The following is a 22,111-nucleotide window of genomic DNA, read 5'->3' on the forward strand; positions in this document are numbered from 1 at the left end:
CTCCGGTTATTCAACTTCAATACTTTTGACGATCAGCGAATCGCCGGTATCGACACGCAACCGCTCGCCATGACAGATCGGACACTGCGCATCGTGCTGATGAATCTCCACCACCTGGCTGCAATCCCAGCACCAGGCCTGGGCGGGTTTATAGACGATATGTAAATCGCACCCTTGCGCCACCGTTCCGTGGCAGACAATTTCAAAACTAAAACGGACGGCACTCTCCTCAACGCAGGAGAGCGCACCAATTTCCAGCCACACGGCGGTGACGCGCTTAACATCGTGCTGCTCCGCCTGCCGTTGGATAATTTCAACGGCGCTCTGGCAAAGCGACAACTCATGCATTTTCGCCACTCCTGCGGCCAAATAGCAGGGCACGACGCCCTGCGTGTGGTACATCCGGATTGGTGACTGGCAGCGAAAGGATCATTCGGGCGCAGTCATCCGTCAGCCGTTGGCCCTCTTCAATCGACATGCTGTGCGAAAGCGGCGACATCAGCGAGCAGGAGAGGTATTGCGAAACACTGTCCAGTTCGCCAACGGTAAAGGTCATAGTGCCATACGGCAGTTGCAGACCAATTTTTTCACTCACTTTGCGCAGCGGCCAGAGTTGATCCGGGCCGGGGAAGATAACTGCACTCAGCATCCACGGGGTGATCACACACCCCGTCCACTGACCTTCGAACAGCGTAAAGTCAGAAACATACACCGGCATTGAAGGATGCAGAAAAGAGAGATCGTGCATCGAACGCCGGGCAATTTCTTCAAACGCTGCCTGTACTTGCGCCTTCGGGGAGGTCTGGAAACCTGCTATCTCTTCAGTCATGAATCGCCTCCCGTGGGATAGCTTCCACGCCTGATTCGCGCAGCGCAGCCAGAACCTGCTCAAGCGCAGGTTCAATCATCGCTTCGACCGTCGGCGTTAAGCCGATGTGTGGCTCCAGTGATTCCGGGATCACGCCGACCAGGGTCAGCTTTTTCGGAAACTCGCCGGTGAAGCGCAGGGCCGACAATACGTCGGCCAGGCCAAGCTGATGCGGAGAGATTTTGTTGGTAAACAACGCCGGAACTTCTTCATCCCGCAGGATCATCATCGTTCCCGGCGCGTTCTTTTTCGACACAATGGCATCCGCAATAATCAGATGATCGCGATTTGCCATGTCGCCAAGCAGCTCCATTCCCGCCGTGCCGCCATCGAGGATCTCAACATAATCCGGCAGAATGTATCGTTGCTCTAACGCTTCGACAATCCGCACGCCGATGGCTTCATCGGTCAGCAAAATATTGCCGACCCCTAAGACTAAAATACGCATTACAGAACCTTCACTGAAACCACTTCGTTGCCGTCAGCATCCACTACGTGTACCGCACAGGCCATGCACGGGTCGAAGGAGTGAATGGTACGCACCACTTCCAGCGGTTTATTCGGATCGGCAACCGGCGTACCCACCAGCGACTGCTCGTAAGGACCGACGTCATCATTGAAGTTACGCGGACCAGAGTTCCAGGTTGATGGAACAACCGCCTGGTAGTTGCTGATGATACCGTCTTTAATAACCATCCAGTGAGAGAGCATACCGCGCGGTGCTTCGAGGAAACCTACGCCTTTGAACTCACCCGTTGCCGGAATGTTCGGCTTCACAAAGGTGGTGTGATCGCCTTTGCCGATATTGGTGATCAGTGCACTGTATTGATTTTGCAGGATATCCTGCAATTCACAGCAGTGAACGGTACGACCAATAATACGGCCCAGCGTGGAGTGCAGCTGCGCCACTTCCAGCGTGTTGCCAGTCAGTTTCTGATAAATCGCAACGATTTCATTCAGTTTGTTCTGGGTAGACTCGCGTCCTGCCGCCAGTTTCACCAGCATGTTAGCCAGCGGACCCACTTCTACCGTTTTGCCGTAGAAAGTCGGTGATTTCACCCAGGAATATTTACCGTCGTCAGACCAACCATCATAAGCCGGAATGGTGGTACCTTCCCACGGTGCCTGCGGCGCTTCGTCTTTATACCAGGAGTGCTTCGCGCTCTCCTGAATGCCTTTAATCAGGTATTCATCGGAGTGGGAAGTGATCGGGCGATACGAGGACAGATCCGCATTCTCAATGTAGCCGCCCGGGAACAGGAAGCTGCCGTTTTTGCTGTCGGTCGGGAATTCCGGCACGCTCAGGTAGTTCACCGCACCTTTACCGCGCGTCAGCCATTCCGGGTAGAACGCGGCGATAACCGCGGTATCAACCTTATAAACCTGCTCAACAAAGTCGCTCAGTTTATCGATGAAAGACTTGATGTACATCAGGCGCTCAAGGTTCAGCACGCCCAGACCGTCGAGGTTGATTGGGTTAGCGACCCCACCTACCGCCAGGTTCTGAATGTGTGGCGTTTTACCGCCCAGCAGCGCCACGACGCGGTTAGCGTCACGCTGGCACTCCAGCGCCTGCAGGTAGTGCGCTACCGCAATCAGGTTCACTTCTGGCGGCAGTTTCATCGCCGGGTGACCCCAGTAGCCATTGGCGAAAATCCCCAACTGACCGCTGGCAACCAGATCTTTAATCTTGTTCTGAACTTTGGTGAACTCTTCCGGGCTGTTCAGGTGCCAGGTCGAAACACCTTTCAGCATTTCGGAGGCTTTGGTTGGGTCAGCTTGCAGTGCAGAAGTGATGTCCACCCAGTCCAGCGCCGAGAGCTGATAGAAATGAACGATATGGTCATGCGTGGTGTGCGCAGCCAGAATGATGTTACGGATGTATTGCGCGTTAACCGGAACGTCGATATTCAGTGCACTTTCTGCCGCACGAACGGAAGACAGCGCGTGAGTGGTAGTACATACGCCACAGATACGTTGCACAATCATCCATGCATCGCGCGGATCGCGGTTTTTCACGATCTCTTCCATGCCGCGCCACATGGTACCGGAAGCCCATGCTTTCGAAACGACGCCATTTTCGATTTCGCAATCGATGCGTAAATGCCCTTCAATACGGGTTACCGGATCAATAGTAATTCTCTGGCTCATGCTTTGCTCGCCTCATGACGATTATGATCGTTTTGTTTTAAAGGAGGAAGTATCGGCAGTAGACGAATGAGTACGATGTAAGCGCAAATCTCAATAGCCACAAAACCAATAGAAATCAACAGTTCTTCCCAGGTCGGGAAGTAGGCGTAACCGCCACCCGGGTTGAATGCCACCAGCGAATAGGTCAGACGCCAGGTTGCACAACCTAACAGCGCGCTCAGTGCTGACAGGAACAGCATGCGGGAATCATTACGCAGCTTCGCCACACGCAGAACGACCAGCGGGAAGAGCATCAGCAGGACTTCAATCCAGAACATCACGGAATAGAAGTCACCGGCAAACGCTAACGACAGCTTGTCGCGATAGATAAGCTCGCCAAAGCGCAGCACGATGAAAATCGCCAGCAACACACTGATGGTGTTGGTCAGCTTAACGAACAGACTCTTTTCATCCGGACCGTTGCCACGCAGACCCGCCTGCACCAGCGAACCTTCAAAGATGACAATCGAGAAGCCCATGATGAACGCCGTCAGCAGCGAGAACAACGGCAACATTTCATAGCTCTGCCACAACGGATGCACCTTGTAGCCCGCCGAGATCATCAGCGACCCCATTGAAGACTGGTGCATGGTCGGCAGCAGCGCGCCAAGTGCAATGATGAAGAACATAACCTTGTTCAGACGCTGTAGCGACACCTTCCAGCCCAGACGTTCAAACAGTGCTGGAGCAAACTCCAGTGCCATCACGCCGATGTAGATGGTCATACAGACCGCCGTCTCGAACAGTACCGAGTTCACGTTGAAGTGACCCGGAATGTAGAAGTACGGCAGGTTCCAGTAGCGACCCACGTCAATAGTGATCGACAAGCCACCCAGTGAGTAACCAAACAGACTCGCCAACAGCGCCGGACGCACCAGCGGATGGTATTGCCCACGGTTAAAGACGTATACCGCCCACGCCAGCGCCCAGCCGCCACAGGCAAAGCCGGTGCCGATCAGCAGGTCAAACGCGATCCACACGCCCCACGGGAAGCCGCCGTTCAGGTCAGAGACTGAGCCCAGACCGAACACCAGACGCTTCACAATCAGGAGCATACAGATGACGATTAACGGTCCAAAAATCATGACCGGTTTACTGATGATTTTGCCGCCCAGCGGTTGTGGATCATGACTCATGATCGTCTCCTCCGTCGTGATGGTCGTTTTTGGTGTTGCGACGAACCAGCACGGTTAAGCCCGCCAGCACAGCCAGTGGTAGCATCATGCCTTTATACAGGGTGTGTTGAATATTTTCGGAACGCGCACCGGTAGAAAGATCGTCCAGTTTCGGCAGGTCGAGATTTTCATAAGGCACACCCGTCAGTACCAGAACCTGAGTACCGCCGCCCTCTTTCTCGCCGTACAGATGCGGATAATATTTCGGCACCGTATGCAGGTAAGTGTCGCCAGATTTCAGCGTCTGACGCGGATAGTGGTATTCGCTGCCAGGCTTCAGCGCCAGACGTTTTTTCGCCTCCGCCATCAGCTCTTCACGCGTACCGAAAATCACCGCGCCCGCCGGGCACACTTCTACGCAGCCAGGCAGACCGCCTTTATCGAGACGTTCCACACCTTTCTGGTTGCACAGCTCGCACTTATGCAGCGCACCAAACGGGTTGTTGTAGTCGTACTTCGGCACATTGTATGGGCAGGCGACCATGCAGTAACGGCAGCCGGTGCACACATCTTTGTCGTAATGGACAATGCCGGTTTTCGGATCTTTTTTTAGTGCAGAGACCGGGCACACAGAGACACAGTTCGGATCGACGCAATGCATACACTGTTTCTTAATGTACGCGTAGCCATTCTCCTCCTGGTCTTTGTTGACCCCTGTGCCGCTGGTCCACACCTGAATGATGTTATTGGTGTACGGCGACAGTTTGTCGTTGTTCGACCAGGTCTGTTCCCCTTGCGGGTTACGTTCAGGGAAGTTGATATCCTGACACTTGGTGACGCACGCCTGGCAGCCAACGCACAAGGTCGAGTCGTACAACATCCCCAGCGATCCCGGAATTGGCGGGCGGTTTTCAGCAGCCGCATGACTGACAGACGGCAGCGCGCCCGTCAGCAATGCCCCGCAGGAGGCTGCTTTAATAAAATTACGTCTGTTCACGGTTATTCTCCCCGTGAGTCAGCGTTATCTTTCTTTTGCTGACGACCCAGTTCACGAACCGCCATCACGCTGACACCGGCAACCAGCCCAACCACACCGCCGAGCAAACCAATAGCGCCTGCCGAGACGTTGCCGCCTTCTTTAGCGTTAACATCCGGTTTCTGTGAACGCGGAGTCTGGTTTTCGACGTTGGCAAGCTGATGGATGCCTTTATGGAAGCCGATACCTTCTTCGTTACAGCCATAGCACGGGTGACCAATCGCCACCGGCCACACACCGCCAACATCGCAGAATTGCAGCGTTGAGCAGTTGCCGTAAGTTTCTGGCCCTTTACAGCCGAGGTGGTACAGGCACCAGCCTTCGCGGTGGCCTTCATCACCGAACTCTTTGGCAAAACGACCAGCATCGAAGTGCGGGCGACGTTCGCAGTGTTCGTGAATCAGACGGCCATAGGCGAAGGTCGGACGATTTTTGTCATCCAGTTTCGGCGGTTTGCCGTAAGTGATGATGTGCGCAACGGTCGCGAGGAAGTTGTGCGGGTTCGGCGGGCAGCCCGGAATATTGATAACGGTTTTGCCTGGCAGAACTTCTTGCAGGCTGACTGCGCCAGTTGGGTTAACTCCAGCTGCGGCAACACCGCCCCACGCAGAGCAGGAACCGATAGCGATAATCGCTGCTGCGCCTTCTGCCGCTTTGCGGATGTGATCCACAATCGGCTCACCAGCAACCATGCAATAAATACCGTTATCTTTTAATGGGATGGAACCATCCACAACCAACACATACTGCCCTTTGTACTTCTCAAGTGCGTTATGTTTGTTCTCTTCGACCTGATGACCGAAGGCGGCGGAAAGCACTTCGTGATACTCCAGAGAGATAGTCTCCAGCACGAGGTTTTCTACCGTTGGATGCGTTGCACGAAGCAGAGATTCCGTACAACCGGTGCACTCCTGCGCGCCAATCCAGATAACTGGCGGACGCTGCGGGTTAGTAACCGATTCGGCCATCTCTGCAGCGGCTTTGCTACTTAACCCCATGGTGGCGGCTAATGCTGCACAAAGCTTCATGAAATCACGACGGTTAATGCCGTGAGAATGGATGAGGGTGTTATCTCCAGTCATTTATAGTTATTCCGTTGCGAAGACCTGGCATATATTTTGCCTCAATCGCAAAATCAATAATGCGATCGATGCGCCATTTACCACACATTTATTATGGTTATCGATATCATGATACTGCGGCGGGGCGCTAAAACGAAGGGAAGAAGCATTAGTGTAATTAATTAAAGCAAGATAATACGTATGTTTGATCAATTTTCGAGGCGATAACCGGCCATAAAAAAGCGCAACGTAGAACAGGAATTATTCTCACGAAAGAAATCCATTACCATCTCTTTATCCAGTCCATAGCGGCGCGTCAGAATACCCGCTTCCCAGGCGCTGAGCTGGCGATCTCCGGTCTTTTCGTACATCCGGTGCGAGTAGCCTAATACAAAACCGCGTTTATAATCGGCACAGTATTTTGTCACATTAACCGCACTGTCGGCATGCGTTGCTTTTAATCCCGCCATTAAGCCTTTACCAAAATGGTTATTCATCGTTCACCTCATTCGCTATATATTGTCATATATAGCGATATTTTAGGCAAAGAACGACTTTTGCGCACGCTATTTTTTCATGCTTGTTTAAGACGTAATCCCGTAAGAGATAAACCTATCAGGAGAGATATTTATCGAACCATTTCAGTGTCCTTTGCCAGGCAAGATCGGCGGCAGATTTGTCATAACGGGGCGTGGAATCATTATGGAATCCGTGATTAACCCCCGGATAGATATACGCCTCATAAACCTTATTATTGGCTTTCAACGCCGCCTCGTAAGCAGGCCAGCCCTCGTTGATTCGGGTGTCCAGTTCCGCGAAGTGGAGTAGTAAAGGCGCTTCAATCTTCGCCACATCGGCAGTGGGTGCCTGGCGACCATAAAACGGCACCGCGCAGGCCAGTTCCGGATACGCGACAGCCGCCGCGTTCGATACGCCACCGCCATAGCAAAATCCGGTAATACCCACTTTGCCTGTCGCTTGCGGATAGCGTTGCATAAACTCAATTGCGGCAAAGAAATCATTCATCAGTTTGGTTGGATCAACCTGCTGTTGCAGCTCACGACCTTTATCATCATTTCCCGGATAACCTCCAACGGAACTTAAGCCGTCAGGTGCCAGGGCGATATACCCCGCCTTCGCCACTCGCCGTGCCACATCTTCGATATACGGATTCAGTCCACGATTCTCATGCACCACCACCACGGCTGGCGTTTTGCCGCTCATTTTTGCGGGTTTCACCAGATAACCCCGTACCTCGCCGTGACCATTTGGCGAAGGATACGTGATGTACTCAGCAACAATCTCCGGGTCGGTAAACTCTACCTGAGTCGCCAGCGCATAATTTGGCTTGAGCAAATCAAACAACGCTAATGCCGTCATCCCGCCTACCGCATACTTCGCCGCAAGGTTGAGGAACTCACGTTTCGAGATTTTCCCGTGAGCGTAATAGTCGTAGTAATCCAACAACTCTTGTGGGAAATCTTTGGCGGTTAAACGCGGCATCGTTGCACTCCTCAACTGGTGTTTTTTTAAGCAAAGCATAAGCACGTGTTTTCGCCCAGTTTTTCGTCACTCTGTGAGCCAGACTACGGGATACGCGCTGGCGAATCGCTAAACTAGAAACATTGTTTCGAAATTGAACGGTGGAAAGGAGAGGTCATGGTCTGGTTAGCGAATCCCGAACGTTACGGGCAGATGCAGTACCGCTATTGCGGAAAAAGCGGTTTACGCCTGCCCGCGTTATCGCTCGGTTTATGGCACAATTTCGGTCACGTTAACGCGCTGGAATCACAGCGTGCGATCCTGCGTAAAGCGTTTGATTTGGGCATTACGCACTTTGATTTAGCCAACAATTACGGGCCACCTCCAGGAAGCGCAGAAGAGAACTTTGGTCGCCTGCTGCGGGAGGATTTTGCCGCTTATCGCGATGAACTGATTATCTCTACCAAGGCTGGCTACGATATGTGGCCCGGCCCTTACGGCTCTGGCGGTTCACGTAAATACCTGCTCGCCAGCCTCGACCAAAGCCTGAAGCGGATGGGGCTTGAGTATGTCGATATCTTTTACTCTCATCGCGTCGATGAAAATACGCCGATGGAAGAAACCGCCTCTGCGCTGGCTCATGCGGTACAAAGCGGTAAGGCGCTGTATGTCGGGATCTCCTCTTACTCGCCAGAGCGGACGCAAAAAATGGTCGAGTTACTGCGCGAGTGGAAAATTCCGCTGTTAATTCATCAACCTTCGTACAATTTACTGAACCGCTGGGTGGATAAAAGCGGCCTGCTGGATACCCTGCAAAATAACGGCGTGGGCTGCATTGCCTTTACTCCTCTGGCTCAGGGATTGCTGACCGGAAAATATCTCAACGGCATTCCGCAAGATTCACGGATGCATCGTGAAGGGAATAAAGTTCGTGGTCTGACGCCGAAAATGCTCACCGAAGCCAACCTCAACAGCCTGCGGTTATTGAATGAAATGGCACAGCAGCGTGGACAATCAATGGCGCAAATGGCGTTAAGCTGGTTGCTGAAAGATGATCGCGTGACGTCGGTATTGATTGGTGCCAGCCGCGCGGAGCAACTTGAGGAGAACGTGCAGGCGCTGAATAATCTGACATTTAGCACCGAGGAGCTGGCGCAGATTGATCAGCATATCGCCGATGGCGAGCTGAATCTGTGGCAGGCGTCTTCCGATAAATGACCTGTTAATAACGGGCGCGAGAACCGCGCCCGAATCAGATCAGTGATTATGACGAGTCAGTCGGTCAAGATAGCCCATCACAAATGCAGAGAGCACAAACGTCAGATGGATAATGACGTACCACATCAGTTTGTTATCAGGGACATTTTTCGCATCCATAAAGACGCGCAGTAAGTGAATGGAAGAAATTGCCACAATCGACGCTGCTACTTTGTTTTTCAGCGACGTTGCGTCCATTTTCCCCAGCCAGTTCAGCTTCTCTTTGTTCTCGGAGATATCCAGTTGTGAGACGAAATTCTCATAACCGGAAAACATCACCATCACCAGCAAACCGCCAACCAGCGTCATATCCACCAGCGACAGCAACACGAGGATCAAATCTGATTCCGCCATCGAGAAGATATTCGGCAGTACGTGAATAATCTCCTGGAAGAACTTCAGCGCCAGGGCAACTAACGCCAGCGAAAGGCCAAAGTACACGGGGGCAAGCAGCCAGCGAGAAGCATACATTGCATTTTCAAGAAAACGTTCCATACATTCCTGTCGTGTAGTTAAAACGGGCAACAGTATATCGCAATTGAGTAAACAGCGCGCAACAGCAAATCAACATATCCGTTAAACCTTTGTCGCATAAATCCGAGGTTTAGGGATCTTCCTGGTTCCCTTATCAACGCATCGAGAGCGTCTACCCTTAAAGGACGTTGAACCTGAAGGGAGAAAAACAATGTCTCATTTAAAAGACCCGACCACGCAGTATTACACTGGTGAATATCCCAAACAGAAACAACCGACGCCAGGCATCCAGGCGAAGATGACACCGGTACCGGATTGCGGCGAGAAAATCTATGTTGGTAGCGGTCGCCTGAAAGATCGTAAGGCACTGGTGACAGGGGGCGATTCCGGAATCGGTCGCGCTGCCGCCATCGCTTACGCGCGTGAAGGGGCTGACGTGGCGATCAGTTATCTTCCCGTGGAAGAAGAAGACGCTCAGGATGTGAAAAAGATCATTGAAGAATGCGGACGCAAAGCCGTTCTGCTGCCAGGCGATTTAAGCGATGAGAAATTTGCCCGTTCGCTGGTTCACGAAGCGCATAAGGCCTTAGGCGGGCTGGATATTATGGCGCTGGTCGCCGGGAAACAGGTTGCCATTCCTGATATTGCAGACCTCACCAGCGAACAGTTTCAAAAGACCTTTGCCATTAACGTTTTCGCGCTATTCTGGCTAACCCAGGAAGCGATCCCCCTGCTACCGAAAGGTGCAAGTATTATCACCACTTCGTCAATCCAGGCATACCAGCCAAGCCCGCATTTACTGGACTATGCGGCTACGAAGGCGGCGATTCTGAACTACAGCCGAGGCCTGGCAAAACAGCTCGCGGAGAAAGGTATTCGGGTGAATATTGTCGCGCCAGGCCCGATCTGGACAGCACTGCAAATTTCCGGCGGGCAAACGCAGGATAAGATCCCGCAGTTTGGTCAGCAAACGCCGATGAAACGTGCGGGGCAACCGGCGGAACTGGCCCCTGTATATGTTTATCTGGCAAGTCAGGAATCGAGCTACGTCACCGCAGAAGTGCACGGCGTGTGCGGCGGCGAGCATTTAGGTTAAAAAATGCCCGGTTGTGAAAAGCAACCGGGCATCATTTTTATTTCGCTTTGGCAGTTTCTTCGCCAACCAGACCTATCTTCAGGTAACCCGCCTGATGCAGCGTATCCATTACCTTCATCAACGTCTCGTAATCGACGGTTTTGTCCGCTCGGAAGAAGATGGTGGTGTCTTTCTTGCCTTCGGTTAACGCATTCAACGCCGTAATCATTGTTTCATCGGTGACCGGATCGTTACCGATAAACATCGAGTTGTCTGCCTTCACCGACAGATAAACCGGTTTTTCCGGGCGCGGCTGCGGCGTGCTGGTAGAAGCAGGCAAGTTCACCTTCACATCTACCGTCGCTAACGGTGCCGCCACCATAAAGATAATCAGCAGAACCAACATCACGTCGATAAACGGCGTCACGTTGATATCATGCATTTCGCCGTTATCGTCGAGGTTTTCGTTAAGATGCATTGCCATCGGACATTATCCTGCGCGTAATTTTTGTGCGACACGAACCGGATGCGCAGCGGCGCTGGCTTCCAGATCCAGGTCACGGCTTTGCAGCAACAATACCTGCGCTGCAACATCACCCAGCATCGCTTTAAAGCCGCCAATCTGGCGTGCAAATACGTTATAGATAACGACCGCCGGAATCGCTGCCACGAGGCCGATTGCCGTTGCTAACAGAGCTTCTGCGATACCCGGCGCAACGACTGCCAGGTTAGTGGTCTGCGTTTGCGCGATACCAATAAAGCTGTTCATGATGCCCCAGACCGTACCAAACAGACCAACGAACGGCGAAATCGCGCCGATGGTTGCCAGATAGCCGTTACCGCGGCCCATTTGACGACCTACTGCGGCGACCCGACGCTCCAGACGGAAGCTGGTACGTTCTTTAATACCTTCGTTATCGTCGCTGCCTTCTGACAGTTCCAGCTCATTCTGCGCTTCATTGAGCAAATGCAGGCTTAAGCTTTTGCTACCAAAATCAGCGGCGATATCGTTGGTCTGGTTTAAGGAACGCGCTTCAGCCAGCAGTTGCTGCTCGCGCTTAAGGCGACGCTTCTGATTGAAGAACTCTACGCTCTTACTGAAGAAGATTGCCCAGGTGACTACGGAGGCCAAAATAAGCCCAATCATCACGCACTTAACGACAATATCGGCGTGCTGATACATACCCCAGACGGAAAGGTCCGTCTGCATTAAATTATTACCCACTGTGTATCTCCAGGACGCAAGTCACAAAATCTGCGCATAATAATATCAAAACGACGTCGAATTGATAGTCGTTCTCATTACTATTTGCATACTGCCGTACCTTTGCGTTCTTTTCCTTGCGTTTACGCAGTAAAAAAGTCACCAGCACGCCATTTGCGAAAATTTTCTGCTTTATGCCAATTCTTCAGGATGCGCCCGCGAATATTCATGCTAGTTTAGACATCCAGACGTATAAAAACAGGAATCCCGACATGGCGGACAAAAAGCTTGATACTCAACTGGTGAATGCAGGACGCAGCAAAAAATACACTCTCGGCGCGGTAAATAGCGTGATTCAGCGCGCTTCTTCGCTGGTCTTTGACAGTGTGGAAGCCAAAAAGCACGCGACACGCAATCGCGCCAATGGCGAGTTGTTCTATGGGCGGCGCGGAACGTTAACCCATTTTTCCTTACAACAAGCGATGTGTGAACTGGAAGGTGGCGCAGGCTGCGCGCTATTTCCCTGCGGGGCGGCGGCGGTTGCTAATTCGATTCTTGCTTTTGTCGAACAGGGCGATCATGTGTTGATGACCAACACCGCCTATGAACCGAGTCAGGATTTCTGTAGCAAAATCCTCAGCAAACTGGGCGTAACGACATCGTGGTTTGATCCACTGATTGGTGCCGATATCGTTAAGCATCTGCAGCCAAACACTAAAATCGTGTTTCTGGAATCGCCAGGCTCCATCACCATGGAAGTCCACGACGTTCCGGCGATTGTTGCCGCCGTACGCAGTGTGGTGCCGGATGCCATCATTATGATCGACAACACCTGGGCAGCCGGTGTGCTGTTTAAGGCGCTGGATTTTGGCATTGATGTTTCCATTCAGGCCGCTACCAAATATCTGGTTGGGCATTCAGATGCGATGATTGGCACTGCGGTGTGCAATGCCCGTTGCTGGGAGCAGCTGCGAGAGAATGCCTATCTGATGGGCCAGATGGTCGATGCCGATACCGCCTATATAACCAGCCGTGGCCTGCGCACTTTGGGTGTTCGCCTGCGTCAACATCATGAAAGCAGTCTGAAAGTGGCTGAATGGCTGGCAGAACATCCCCAAGTAGCGCGAGTTAACCACCCTGCTCTGCCTGGCAGTAAAGGCCACGAATTCTGGAAACGAGACTTTACAGGTAGCAGCGGGCTATTTTCCTTTGTGCTTAAGAAAAAGCTCAATGATGAAGAACTGGCGAACTATCTGGATAACTTCAGTTTATTCAGCATGGCCTACTCGTGGGGCGGGTATGAATCGTTGATCCTGGCAAATCAACCAGAACATATCGCCGCCATTCGCCCACAAGGCGAGATCGATTTTAGCGGGACCTTGATTCGCCTGCATATTGGTCTGGAAGATGTCGACGATCTGATTGCCGATCTGGATGCCGGTTTTGCGCGAATTGTATAACATTGCCACTTTTGGACAATTTTGCAGACATTTTATTGTGAAAAGTCTTAAATTGTTGCGTCCGGGATCAAGGCGTCCCGGACGATTCAGGAGTACAATAGGCAGATAAAGGCTTAAACGCTGTTCCACAGGAAAGTCCATGGCTGTTATTCAAGATATCATCGCTGCGCTCTGGCAACACGACTTTGCCGCGCTGGCGGATCCTCATATTGTTAGCGTTGTTTACTTTGTCATGTTTGCCACGCTGTTTTTAGAAAACGGCCTGCTGCCCGCCTCATTTTTGCCAGGCGACAGCTTGTTGATATTGGCTGGCGCATTGATTGCCCAGGGGGTTATGGATTTTCTGCCTACGATTGCGATTCTGACCGCCGCAGCAAGTCTGGGCTGCTGGCTAAGTTATATTCAGGGGCGCTGGTTAGGAAATACCAAAACGGTGAAAGGCTGGCTGGCACAGCTTCCTGCTAAATATCACCAGCGCGCCACCTGCATGTTTGACCGCCACGGTCTGCTGGCGCTGCTGGCTGGACGTTTTCTTGCATTTGTCCGTACGCTGCTGCCAACCATGGCAGGTATTTCCGGTTTGCCAAACCGCCGTTTCCAGTTTTTCAACTGGTTAAGCGGATTGCTGTGGGTCAGCGTGGTAACCAGTTTCGGCTATGCATTAAGTATGATTCCGTTTGTTAAACGCCATGAAGATCAGGTAATGACGTTCCTGATGATCCTGCCAATTGCCTTGTTAACCGCTGGCTTGTTGGGCACGCTGTTTGTGGTGATTAAAAAAAAATACTGTAACGCCTGACGATTTTCCCCGTTCCCGGTTGCTGTACCGGGAACGTATTTAATTCCCCTGCATCGCCCGCATTCTTGCCGCATCTTCCCCCGGCGTCACACCGAAGTAACGTTTAAACTCACGGCTAAATTGCGATGCGCTTTCGTAACCGACGCGCATCGCTGCCGCACTGGCTTTCATGCCGTCGTGGATGATCATCATCCGCGCCTTATGCAGACGGTAATTCTTCAAATACTGCAACGGCGAGGTGCTGGTGACAGACTTAAAATTATGGTGGAACGCCGATACGCTCATGTTGGCTTCTGCCGCCAGTTGCTCGACGCTCAGGTTTTCGGTGTATTTATTCTCAATCCGTTTCAGCACGCGGCTAATAAGGCTGAAGTGAGTCTGGCGACTGACCAGCGCCAGTAACGCGCCGCCGCAAGGTCCGGTCAGCACGTAGTACAGAATTTCGCGGATGATCTGTTTGCCGAGAATACGCGCATCCAGCGGTCGCTCCATCACGTCGAGTAACCGCTCCGCCGCGCATAAAATCTCTTCTGATAACGTGGCGGAGTTAATCCCGCTGGCTGCCATCGACGGCTGGAAATGCTCATCTTCGCCAATGTCCATCAACAGTTCCTGTAACTGCAAAATATCGACATTGAGACGCAACCCTGCCAGCGGCACCTCTGACGTGGCATAGGTTTCGCACTCAAACGGCAACGGCACCGTCAGCAGCAGGTATTCATTGGCATCATAACGAAACACGCGTTCATTGATATAACCGATTTTATGTCCGGAAAAGAGAATTATGATGCCAGGCTCGTACATCACCGGTGTGCGTGCGAAAGGCGTCTCGCCATACAACAAACGCACATCGGGCAACAGCTCTGACAAACTATTTTCTTTATTTTTCAGTTTATTAACTTTATCCGCCAGCAAGCGGCAAATCTCTTCACGTTTCATATCGCGTAATTTCTTAGGAATAATGCGGCAATTTGATTGTGCGCAATTTTGTAGCATTTCTCCAGCACTCTGGAGAAATAGGCAAGACATTGGCAGAAATGAGCATTGAGAGGTACGGCGCTGGCGACCACAATGAAAAACATCAGGCAGACCGATCTCTGCCCTCATATTGACCCAGCAAAGGGAGCAAGTAATGAACAACTTTAATCTGCACACCCCAACCCGCATTCTGTTTGGTAAAGGCGCAATCGCTGGTTTACGCGAGCAAATTCCTCACGATGCACGCGTATTGATTACCTACGGCGGCGGCAGCGTGAAAAAAACCGGCGTTCTCGATCAAGTTCTGGATGCCCTGAAAGGCATGGACGTGCTGGAATTTGGCGGTATTGAGCCAAACCCGGCTTATGAAACGCTGATGAACGCCGTGAAACTGGTTCGCGAACAAAAAGTGACTTTCCTGCTGGCGGTTGGCGGCGGTTCTGTACTGGACGGCACCAAATTTATCGCCGCAGCGGCTAATTATCCGGAAAATATCGATCCGTGGCACATTCTGCAAACGGGCGGCAAAGAGATTAAAAGCGCCATCCCGATGGGCTGTGTGCTGACGCTGCCAGCAACCGGTTCAGAATCCAACGCAGGCGCGGTGATCTCCCGTAAAACCACAGGCGACAAGCAGGCATTCCATTCCGCCCATGTTCAGCCGGTATTTGCCGTGCTCGATCCGGTTTATACCTACACCCTGCCGCCGCGTCAGGTGGCTAACGGTGTAGTGGATGCCTTTGTGCACACCGTGGAACAGTATGTTACCAAACCGGTTGATGCCAAAATTCAGGACCGTTTCGCAGAAGGCATTTTGTTGACGCTGATCGAAGATGGTCCGAAAGCCCTGAAAGAGCCAGAAAACTACGATGTGCGCGCCAACGTTATGTGGGCGGCGACTCAGGCGCTGAACGGTTTGATCGGCGCTGGCGTACCGCAGGACTGGGCAACGCATATGCTAGGCCACGAACTGACTGCGATGCACGGTCTGGATCACGCACAAACACTGGCTATCGTCCTGCCTGCACTGTGGAATGAAAAACGCGATACCAAGCGCGCTAAGCTGCTGCAATATGCTGAACGCGTCTGGAACATCACTGAAGGTTCCGACGATGAGCGTATTGACGCCGCGATTGCCGCAACCCGCAATTTCTTTGAGCAATTAGGCGTGCCGACCCACCTCTCCGACTACGGTCTGGACGGCAGCTCCATCCCGGCTTTGTTGAAAAAACTGGAAGAGCACGGTATGACCCAACTGGGCGAAAATCATGACATTACGCTGGATGTCAGCCGCCGCATATACGAAGCCGCCCGCTAAGCTTTTTACGCCTCAAACTTTCGTTTTCGGGCATTTCGTCCAGACTTAAGTTCACAACACCTCACCGGAGCCTGCTCCGGTGAGTTCATATAAAGGAGGAACGTATGGCTAATCCAACCGTTATTAAGCTACAGGATGGCAATGTCATGCCCCAGTTGGGACTGGGCGTCTGGCAAGCAAGTAATGAGGAAGTAATCACCGCCATTCAAAAAGCGTTAGACGTGGGTTATCGCTCGATTGATACCGCCGCGGCCTACAAGAACGAAGAAGGTGTCGGCAAAGCCCTGAAAAATGCCTCAGTCAACAGAGAAGAACTGTTCATCACCACTAAGCTGTGGAACGACGACCACAAGCGCCCCCGCGAAGCCCTGCTCGACAGCCTGAAAAAACTCCAGCTTGATTATATCGACCTCTATTTAATGCACTGGCCCGTTCCCGCTATCGACCATTATGTCGAAGCATGGAAGGGCATGATCGAATTGCAAAAAGAGGGATTAATCAAAAGCATTGGCGTGTGCAACTTCCAGATCCATCACCTGCAACGCCTGATTGATGAAACTGGCGTGACGCCTGTTATTAATCAGATCGAACTTCACCCGCTGATGCAACAACGCCAGCTACATGCCTGGAACGCGACACACAAAATCCAGACCGAATCCTGGAGCCCATTAGCGCAAGGAGGGAAAGGCGTTTTCGATCAGAAAGTCATTCGCGATCTGGCAGATAAATACGGCAAAACCCCGGCGCAGATTGTTATCCGCTGGCATCTGGATAGCGGCCTGGTGGTGATCCCGAAATCGGTCACACCTTCACGTATTGCCGAAAACTTTGATGTCTGGGATTTCCGTCTCGACAAAGACGAACTCGGCGAAATTGCAAAACTCGATCAGGGCAAGCGTCTCGGTCCCGATCCTGACCAGTTTGGCGGCTAACGGGCAAATTCTCCCGGTGGCGGTAATGTTCCGCTACCGGACTTTTCAGAAATCATTTATTCCCCTCGCGTCTTGCCCATTGTTACTCTTCCTTGTTCAGGAATGCCAAATATAAGGACATCATCATGCAGAGCCGGAAGCTCTTAAAGGAACAACTCATCTACACCCGGGATAAACGCAACGGAGAGGTGAAAAACAGATGAAAATAATACTTCTGTTTTTAGCAGCCCTGGCAAGTTTTACCGTACAGGCGCAGCCTTCTTCACAGACCGTAGAACAAACAGTCCGGCAGATTTATCAGAACTATAAATCAGATGCCAGTACGCCTTATTTTGGTGAAACCGGAGAGCGAGCGATAACTTCTGCGCGTATTCAACAGGCGCTTACCCTGAACGACAATCTTACACTACCGGGCAATATTGGCTGGCTGGATTATGATCCGGTTTGTGATTGTCAGGATTTTGGCGATCTGGTGTTAGAAAGCGTAGCGATAACCCAACCTGACGCCGATCATGCCGATGCCGTTGTGCGCTTTCGTATCTTTAAAGACGATAAAGAAAAGACCACGCAGACACTGAAAATGGTGGCGGAAAATGGTCGTTGGGTCATTGACGATATTGTCAGCAATCATGGCAGCGTCTTACAAGCGGTAAATAGCGAGAATGAAAAAACGCTGGCCGCTATAGCTTCGTTGCAAAAAGAACAGCCGGAAGCCTTTGTTGCCGAACTCTTTGAACATATTGCTGATTATAGCTGGCCGTGGACGTGGGTGGTTTCCGACTCTTACCGCCAGGCGGTCAATGCCTTCTATAAAACCACCTTCAAGACTACCAACAATCCCGATGAAGATATGCAAATAGAACGGCAATTTATTTACGACAATCCGATCTGTTTTGGCGAAGAGTCGCTATTTTCACGCGTTGATGAAATCCGTGTCCTGGAGAAAACCGCCGATTCCGCCCGCATTCATGTTCGTTTTACGCTGAGCAATGGCAACAACGAAGAGCAAGAACTGGTTTTACAGCGGCGCGAAGGTAAGTGGGAAATCGCTGATTTTATCCGCCCGAATAGCGGCAGCCTACTTAAGCAGATTGAGGCAAAAACCGCCGCCAGATTAAAGCAATGAGCTGAATTAAATAACAATTAGCCGGAACAATAAATAAAAGGGAACACTATATGAAAACGATTTTCACCGTGGGAGCTGTTGTTCTGGCAACCTGCTTGCTCAGTGGCTGCGTCAATGAGCAAAAGGTCAATCAGCTGGCGAGCAATGTGCAAACATTAAATGCCAAAATCGCCCGGCTTGAGCAGGATATGAAAGCATTACGCCCACAAATCTATGCTGCCAAATCCGAAGCTAACAGAGCCAATACGCGTCTTGATGCACAGGACTATTTCGACTGCCTGCGCTGCTTGCGTATGTACGCAGAATGATAAAAAAATCCCCGGCAGCATTCTGTTACCGGGGATATTTTTTAACGTCCAACCGCCGCTTTAGGGCGTTTCTTCGCACCAGCATTCTGCAGGCGAGATTGCGTAGACGACGCTTTTTTTGCCGTAGCAGGCGTCTGACGCTGGGTCGCCATCGGCGTATGTTTAGTCAACGCCGGACGGGTATTGCGGTTCTGGCGGCGAGCTTCACGCATCTCTTCAATGGTTGGCGCAGGCACTAAGCAATCGCGACGGCTGCCAATCAGATGCTTTTTGCCCATCGCTTCCAGCGCCTGACGGATTAACGGCCAGTTTGCCGGATCGTGGTAACGCAACAACGCTTTATGCAAACGACGCTGTTTGTCGCCCTTCGGTACGAAGACGTCTTCACTCTTATAACCAATCTTCGCCAGCGGGTTTTTCCCGGTGTAATACATGGTGGTCGAGTTAGCCAGCGGCGATGGGTAGAAGTTCTGTACCTGGTCGAGACGGAAACGATGCTTTTTCAGCCACAGCGCCAGATTCACCATATCTTCATCACGCGTACCCGGGTGCGCGGAGATGAAATACGGGATCAGATACTGTTCTTTACCTGCCTGTTTCGAGTAAGTATCGAACAGCTCTTTAAAGCGGTCATAGCTGCCCATGCCCGGCTTCATCATCTTCGATAACGGCCCTTCTTCGGTATGTTCCGGGGCAATCTTCAGATAACCGCCGACGTGATGGGTCGCCAGCTCTTTGATATAGCGCGGATCTTCTACGGCGATGTCATAACGCACACCAGAGGCGATGAGGATCTTTTTAATGCCTTTCAGATCACGAGCGCGGCGATAGAGGTTGATGGTCGGTTCATGGTTAGTGTCCATGTGCGGACAAATATCCGGATAAACGCACGACAAACGACGGCAGGTTTGCTCAGCGCGTGGCGATTTGCAGCGCAACATATACATGTTGGCAGTAGGCCCACCGAGATCGGAAATCACGCCCGTAAAACCTGGAACAGTGTCGCGGATCGCTTCGATCTCATTAATAATCGAATCTTCGGAACGGCTCTGAATAATGCGCCCTTCGTGCTCGGTAATAGAACAGAAAGAGCAGCCGCCAAAGCAGCCACGCATAATGTTGACCGAGAAACGAATCATTTCGTAAGCCGGAATTCGGGCATTACCGTAAGCCGGATGCGGCACGCGCTTGTACGGCAGCGCAAAGACGCTATCCATCTCTTCGGTAGAAAGCGGAATAGCAGGCGGGTTGATCCATACATAGCGGTCGCCATGTTTTTGCATCAATGCGCGGGCGCAGCCTGGGTTAGTTTCGTGGTGCAGAATGCGCGAAGCATGGGCGTACAGCACTTTATCGCCCTTCACTTTCTCGAAAGAAGGCAGCAACACGTAGGTTTTTTCCCACGGTTTCGGGCGTGGTGGCTGCACGGTTACAGCTTTGGCTTCCTGCTTTTTCGGAGCTACCGGTTTGTTATCCGCGCACGGCAAATCTTCGCCATACGGATGCGGGATTGGGTCGATTTTCCCTGGGGTATCAAGACGGGTGGAATCCACGCCGCTCCAGCCTGGCAACGCCTCTTTTACGATAATCGCGGTATTACGCACATCGCGGATTTCACTAATCGGCTCGCCCATCGCCAGACGGTGCGCCACTTCCACCAGCGGACGCTCACCGTTACCAAACATCAGCATGTCGGCTTTCGAATCCACCAACACGGAACGGCGCACGGTATCGGACCAGTAATCATAATGCGCGGTACGGCGCAGGCTGGCCTCAATACCGCCGAGGATCACCGGCACATCTTTCCACGCCTCTTTACAACGTTGGGTATAAACCAGTGTGGCGCGATCCGGACGCTTACCCGCGACATTATCTGGCGTGTAGGCATCGTCATGACGTAAACGGCGATCGGCGGTATAGCGGTTGATCATCGAGTCCATGTTGCCAGCAGTAACGCCGAAAAACAGATTCGGTTTACCCAGACGCATAAAGTCGTCTTTGCTGCTCCAGTCTGGCTGGGCGATGATCCCGACGCGAAAGCCCTGCGCTTCCAGCATACGACCGCAAATCGCCATCCCGAAGCTTGGGTGATCGACATACGCGTCGCCAGTAACCAAAATGATGTCGCAGCTATCCCAGCCAAGTTGATCCATCTCTTCACGTGACATCGGCAAAAACGGTGCCGGTCCAAAACAGGCGGCCCAGTACTGCGGCCAGGAGAACAGGTCGCGATCCGGTTGGATCAGGGAGATAGAGCTCATTTTGCTTCCAGAAATGATAAAAAAATAATCAAAGGCCGGGGATTATACGCTGTATCACGCGCGGAAATGAAGTGATGTTGATGAACGGTGGCGAAATACCCTGGTGAGGTTTTTCACTGCCCGACTTGGGCAAGCACATTTAAGGCTGGCGGTATCGTGGCAACTGCCGCTACTATTTATGCCGATCAGCAACGTTCAAATCATATTGCACGACGATCGGCTATCCGAGGACACCCACAGTAAGGCAAGGTATGGAACAGGTTATTACAAAGCGCCGCTATTACGATATTGGTCTACAGATTGAAGAGCTGCTGTATTCAGGCGTATTTAAGGCCGGAGAACGCTTACCTTCAGAACGTGAACTGAGCGAGCGGTTTAATACCAGCCGAACTACCATTCGTGAAGCCATCATTATGCTGGAACTGAAAGGCGTATTGAATGTGAAGCAAGGGTCAGGGATTTTCTTTGTCGACTCCACCGATAAGCTCAACCAGAAATCATTAATGCCCTATTCAGAAATTGGCCCGTTTGAACTGTTGCAGGCGCGTCAGGTGATTGAGAGCAATATTACTGGTTTTGCAGCCAGCCAGATTAGCTTTAACGAGTTACAAGAGTTAAAGAAAATCATTAGATTGCAGGAAAACGCTATCGCTGCGGAAAGTGATAAATTTGAAGACCTGGATCACCGATTTCATAGCATTATTGCCGAAGCGACGCAAAATCGGGTACTCATCAAACAAGCTGCTGAATTATGGCGGGCAGTTCGTACAGAAAACCCCCGCTGGAAGAAACTTAACTACAAGTACCTGCATGAAAAGCATTTGCGTCTGCAATGGCTGGAAGATCACCGGGCTATTTTCCTTGCGCTACAACAGAAAGATTCAGAGCTCGCCAGGGAAGCATCCTGGAGACATCTGGAAAACAGCAAAAATGAACTGATCAAAATCTTCAAACAAGACGCTTCCATCAGCGATTTTGATGACTTTTTCTTCGCTCGTTAACCTTCATTAGTCCAGAGCTGGCGGGAAAAATAACGCCGGCTCTGCCTTCCGCCCTCCACTGGTACACGCTCTCTTTTCAATTGGTCTAATAAATCGACTATCATCAGATATCTTAGATTAGCGGCAATTATCCCAAAAACTGACCTCTAAAAAACTTTCCTTTCAT

General features: G+C 51.6%; 23 protein-coding genes. 9 read left to right on the forward strand and 14 right to left on the reverse strand.

The window, feature by feature from the left end:
- Positions 1–6: 6 nt before the first annotated feature.
- The 9 genes from hypA to yghX form a co-directional block, all read right to left on the reverse strand.
- Complete coding sequence (gene hypA / locus ACJHWR_RS02705; RefSeq protein WP_000544952.1) at positions 7–348, reverse strand: hydrogenase maturation nickel metallochaperone HypA; 342 nt, start codon at positions 346–348, stop codon at positions 7–9.
- Positions 341–829, reverse strand: coding sequence for a hydrogenase-2 assembly chaperone (gene hybE, locus ACJHWR_RS02710; protein ID WP_000134020.1), 489 nt, complete (start codon positions 827–829; stop codon positions 341–343). The genes hypA and hybE overlap by 8 nt, the downstream gene beginning before the upstream one ends.
- Complete coding sequence (locus ACJHWR_RS02715) at positions 822–1,316, reverse strand: HyaD/HybD family hydrogenase maturation endopeptidase (protein WP_001221939.1); 495 nt, start codon at positions 1,314–1,316, stop codon at positions 822–824. The genes hybE and ACJHWR_RS02715 overlap by 8 nt, the downstream gene beginning before the upstream one ends.
- On the reverse strand, positions 1,316–3,019 hold the full coding sequence (hybC, locus tag ACJHWR_RS02720) for a hydrogenase 2 large subunit (RefSeq protein WP_000083065.1): 1,704 nt from the start codon (positions 3,017–3,019) through the stop codon (positions 1,316–1,318). The genes ACJHWR_RS02715 and hybC overlap by 1 nt, the downstream gene beginning before the upstream one ends.
- Positions 3,016–4,194 (reverse strand): Ni/Fe-hydrogenase cytochrome b subunit, encoded by a 1,179-nt coding sequence (gene hybB / locus ACJHWR_RS02725; protein WP_000017703.1) that lies wholly within the window; start codon positions 4,192–4,194, stop codon positions 3,016–3,018. The genes hybC and hybB overlap by 4 nt, the downstream gene beginning before the upstream one ends.
- The gene (hybA, locus tag ACJHWR_RS02730) at positions 4,184–5,170 is read right to left on the reverse strand and encodes a hydrogenase 2 operon protein HybA (RefSeq protein WP_001081870.1); all 987 of its coding nucleotides are present in this window, start codon (positions 5,168–5,170) and stop codon (positions 4,184–4,186) included. The genes hybB and hybA overlap by 11 nt, the downstream gene beginning before the upstream one ends.
- 2 nt (positions 5,171–5,172) lie before the next feature.
- Positions 5,173–6,291 (reverse strand): hydrogenase 2 small subunit, encoded by a 1,119-nt coding sequence (gene hybO, locus ACJHWR_RS02735; RefSeq protein ID WP_000145410.1) that lies wholly within the window; start codon positions 6,289–6,291, stop codon positions 5,173–5,175.
- A 188-nt stretch (positions 6,292–6,479) separates the two neighbouring features.
- Complete coding sequence (yghW, locus tag ACJHWR_RS02740) at positions 6,480–6,767, reverse strand: DUF2623 family protein YghW (protein WP_001059139.1); 288 nt, start codon at positions 6,765–6,767, stop codon at positions 6,480–6,482.
- Between the two features lie 118 nt (positions 6,768–6,885).
- Positions 6,886–7,773 (reverse strand): YghX family hydrolase, encoded by an 888-nt coding sequence (yghX, locus tag ACJHWR_RS02745; RefSeq protein ID WP_001137768.1) that lies wholly within the window; start codon positions 7,771–7,773, stop codon positions 6,886–6,888.
- Between the two features lie 156 nt (positions 7,774–7,929).
- Here yghX and gpr point away from each other — a divergent pair, with 156 nt between their 5' ends.
- Complete coding sequence (gene gpr, locus ACJHWR_RS02750; RefSeq protein WP_000262171.1) at positions 7,930–8,970, forward strand: L-glyceraldehyde 3-phosphate reductase; 1,041 nt, start codon at positions 7,930–7,932, stop codon at positions 8,968–8,970.
- A 39-nt stretch (positions 8,971–9,009) separates the two neighbouring features.
- On the opposite strand, the gene ACJHWR_RS02755 is transcribed toward gpr, so the two are convergent.
- Positions 9,010–9,504, reverse strand: a complete 495-nt coding sequence (locus ACJHWR_RS02755) for a TIGR00645 family protein (RefSeq protein WP_000439331.1) — start codon at positions 9,502–9,504, stop codon at positions 9,010–9,012.
- 190 nt (positions 9,505–9,694) lie between these two features.
- Here ACJHWR_RS02755 and yghA point away from each other — a divergent pair, with 190 nt between their 5' ends.
- A complete protein-coding gene (gene yghA / locus ACJHWR_RS02760; protein WP_000018748.1) occupies positions 9,695–10,579 on the forward strand; it encodes an NADP(+)-dependent aldehyde reductase in 885 nt (294 codons plus the stop codon).
- 37 nt (positions 10,580–10,616) lie between these two features.
- Here the strand turns inward: yghA and exbD are convergent, their stop codons facing one another.
- Both exbD and exbB read right to left on the reverse strand, forming a co-directional pair.
- Entirely contained in the window at positions 10,617–11,042 is a 426-nt protein-coding gene (exbD, locus tag ACJHWR_RS02765) for a TonB system transport protein ExbD (protein ID WP_001240712.1), read from the reverse strand.
- A gap of 6 nt (positions 11,043–11,048) precedes the next feature.
- Positions 11,049–11,783, reverse strand: coding sequence for a tol-pal system-associated acyl-CoA thioesterase (gene exbB, locus ACJHWR_RS02770; protein WP_410226667.1), 735 nt, complete (start codon positions 11,781–11,783; stop codon positions 11,049–11,051).
- A 251-nt stretch (positions 11,784–12,034) separates the two neighbouring features.
- Between exbB and metC the strand changes: the two genes are divergently transcribed.
- A complete protein-coding gene (gene metC / locus ACJHWR_RS02775; RefSeq protein ID WP_001361227.1) occupies positions 12,035–13,222 on the forward strand; it encodes a cystathionine beta-lyase in 1,188 nt (395 codons plus the stop codon).
- Positions 13,223–13,361: 139 nt separating this feature from the next.
- Complete coding sequence (gene yghB, locus ACJHWR_RS02780; protein ID WP_000268419.1) at positions 13,362–14,021, forward strand: DedA family general envelope maintenance protein YghB; 660 nt, start codon at positions 13,362–13,364, stop codon at positions 14,019–14,021.
- 39 nt (positions 14,022–14,060) lie between these two features.
- Here yghB and yqhC read toward each other — a convergent pair whose 3' ends face one another.
- Entirely contained in the window at positions 14,061–14,960 is a 900-nt protein-coding gene (gene yqhC, locus ACJHWR_RS02785; protein ID WP_001298382.1) for a DNA-binding transcriptional regulator YqhC, read from the reverse strand.
- 193 nt (positions 14,961–15,153) lie between these two features.
- Between yqhC and yqhD the strand changes: the two genes are divergently transcribed.
- The 4 genes from yqhD (at position 15,154) to yqhH (ending at position 18,683) form a co-directional block, all read left to right on the forward strand.
- Positions 15,154–16,317 carry an alcohol dehydrogenase gene (gene yqhD, locus ACJHWR_RS02790; protein WP_001058802.1) on the forward strand — a complete coding sequence of 388 codons (1,164 nt, stop codon included), beginning with the start codon at positions 15,154–15,156 and terminating at the stop codon, positions 16,315–16,317.
- Positions 16,318–16,421: 104 nt separating this feature from the next.
- A complete protein-coding gene (dkgA, locus tag ACJHWR_RS02795; RefSeq protein WP_000013129.1) occupies positions 16,422–17,249 on the forward strand; it encodes a 2,5-didehydrogluconate reductase DkgA in 828 nt (275 codons plus the stop codon).
- A gap of 199 nt (positions 17,250–17,448) precedes the next feature.
- Positions 17,449–18,375, forward strand: a complete 927-nt coding sequence (locus ACJHWR_RS02800) for a YbjP/YqhG family protein (RefSeq protein ID WP_000691649.1) — start codon at positions 17,449–17,451, stop codon at positions 18,373–18,375.
- 50 nt (positions 18,376–18,425) lie between these two features.
- Positions 18,426–18,683, forward strand: a complete 258-nt coding sequence (yqhH, locus tag ACJHWR_RS02805) for a lipoprotein YqhH (protein WP_000848528.1) — start codon at positions 18,426–18,428, stop codon at positions 18,681–18,683.
- 41 nt (positions 18,684–18,724) lie between these two features.
- Here the strand turns inward: yqhH and ACJHWR_RS02810 are convergent, their stop codons facing one another.
- Entirely contained in the window at positions 18,725–20,944 is a 2,220-nt protein-coding gene (locus ACJHWR_RS02810; protein WP_000095186.1) for a YgiQ family radical SAM protein, read from the reverse strand.
- Between the two features lie 251 nt (positions 20,945–21,195).
- Here ACJHWR_RS02810 and ACJHWR_RS02815 point away from each other — a divergent pair, with 251 nt between their 5' ends.
- A complete protein-coding gene (locus tag ACJHWR_RS02815; RefSeq protein WP_000438653.1) occupies positions 21,196–21,945 on the forward strand; it encodes a FadR/GntR family transcriptional regulator in 750 nt (249 codons plus the stop codon).
- Positions 21,946–22,111: the final 166 nt, after the last annotated feature.

Origin of the sequence: Escherichia sp. WS568, assembly GCF_046486085.1 — a bacterium.
Lineage (GTDB): Bacteria > Pseudomonadota > Gammaproteobacteria > Enterobacterales > Enterobacteriaceae > Escherichia > Escherichia coli.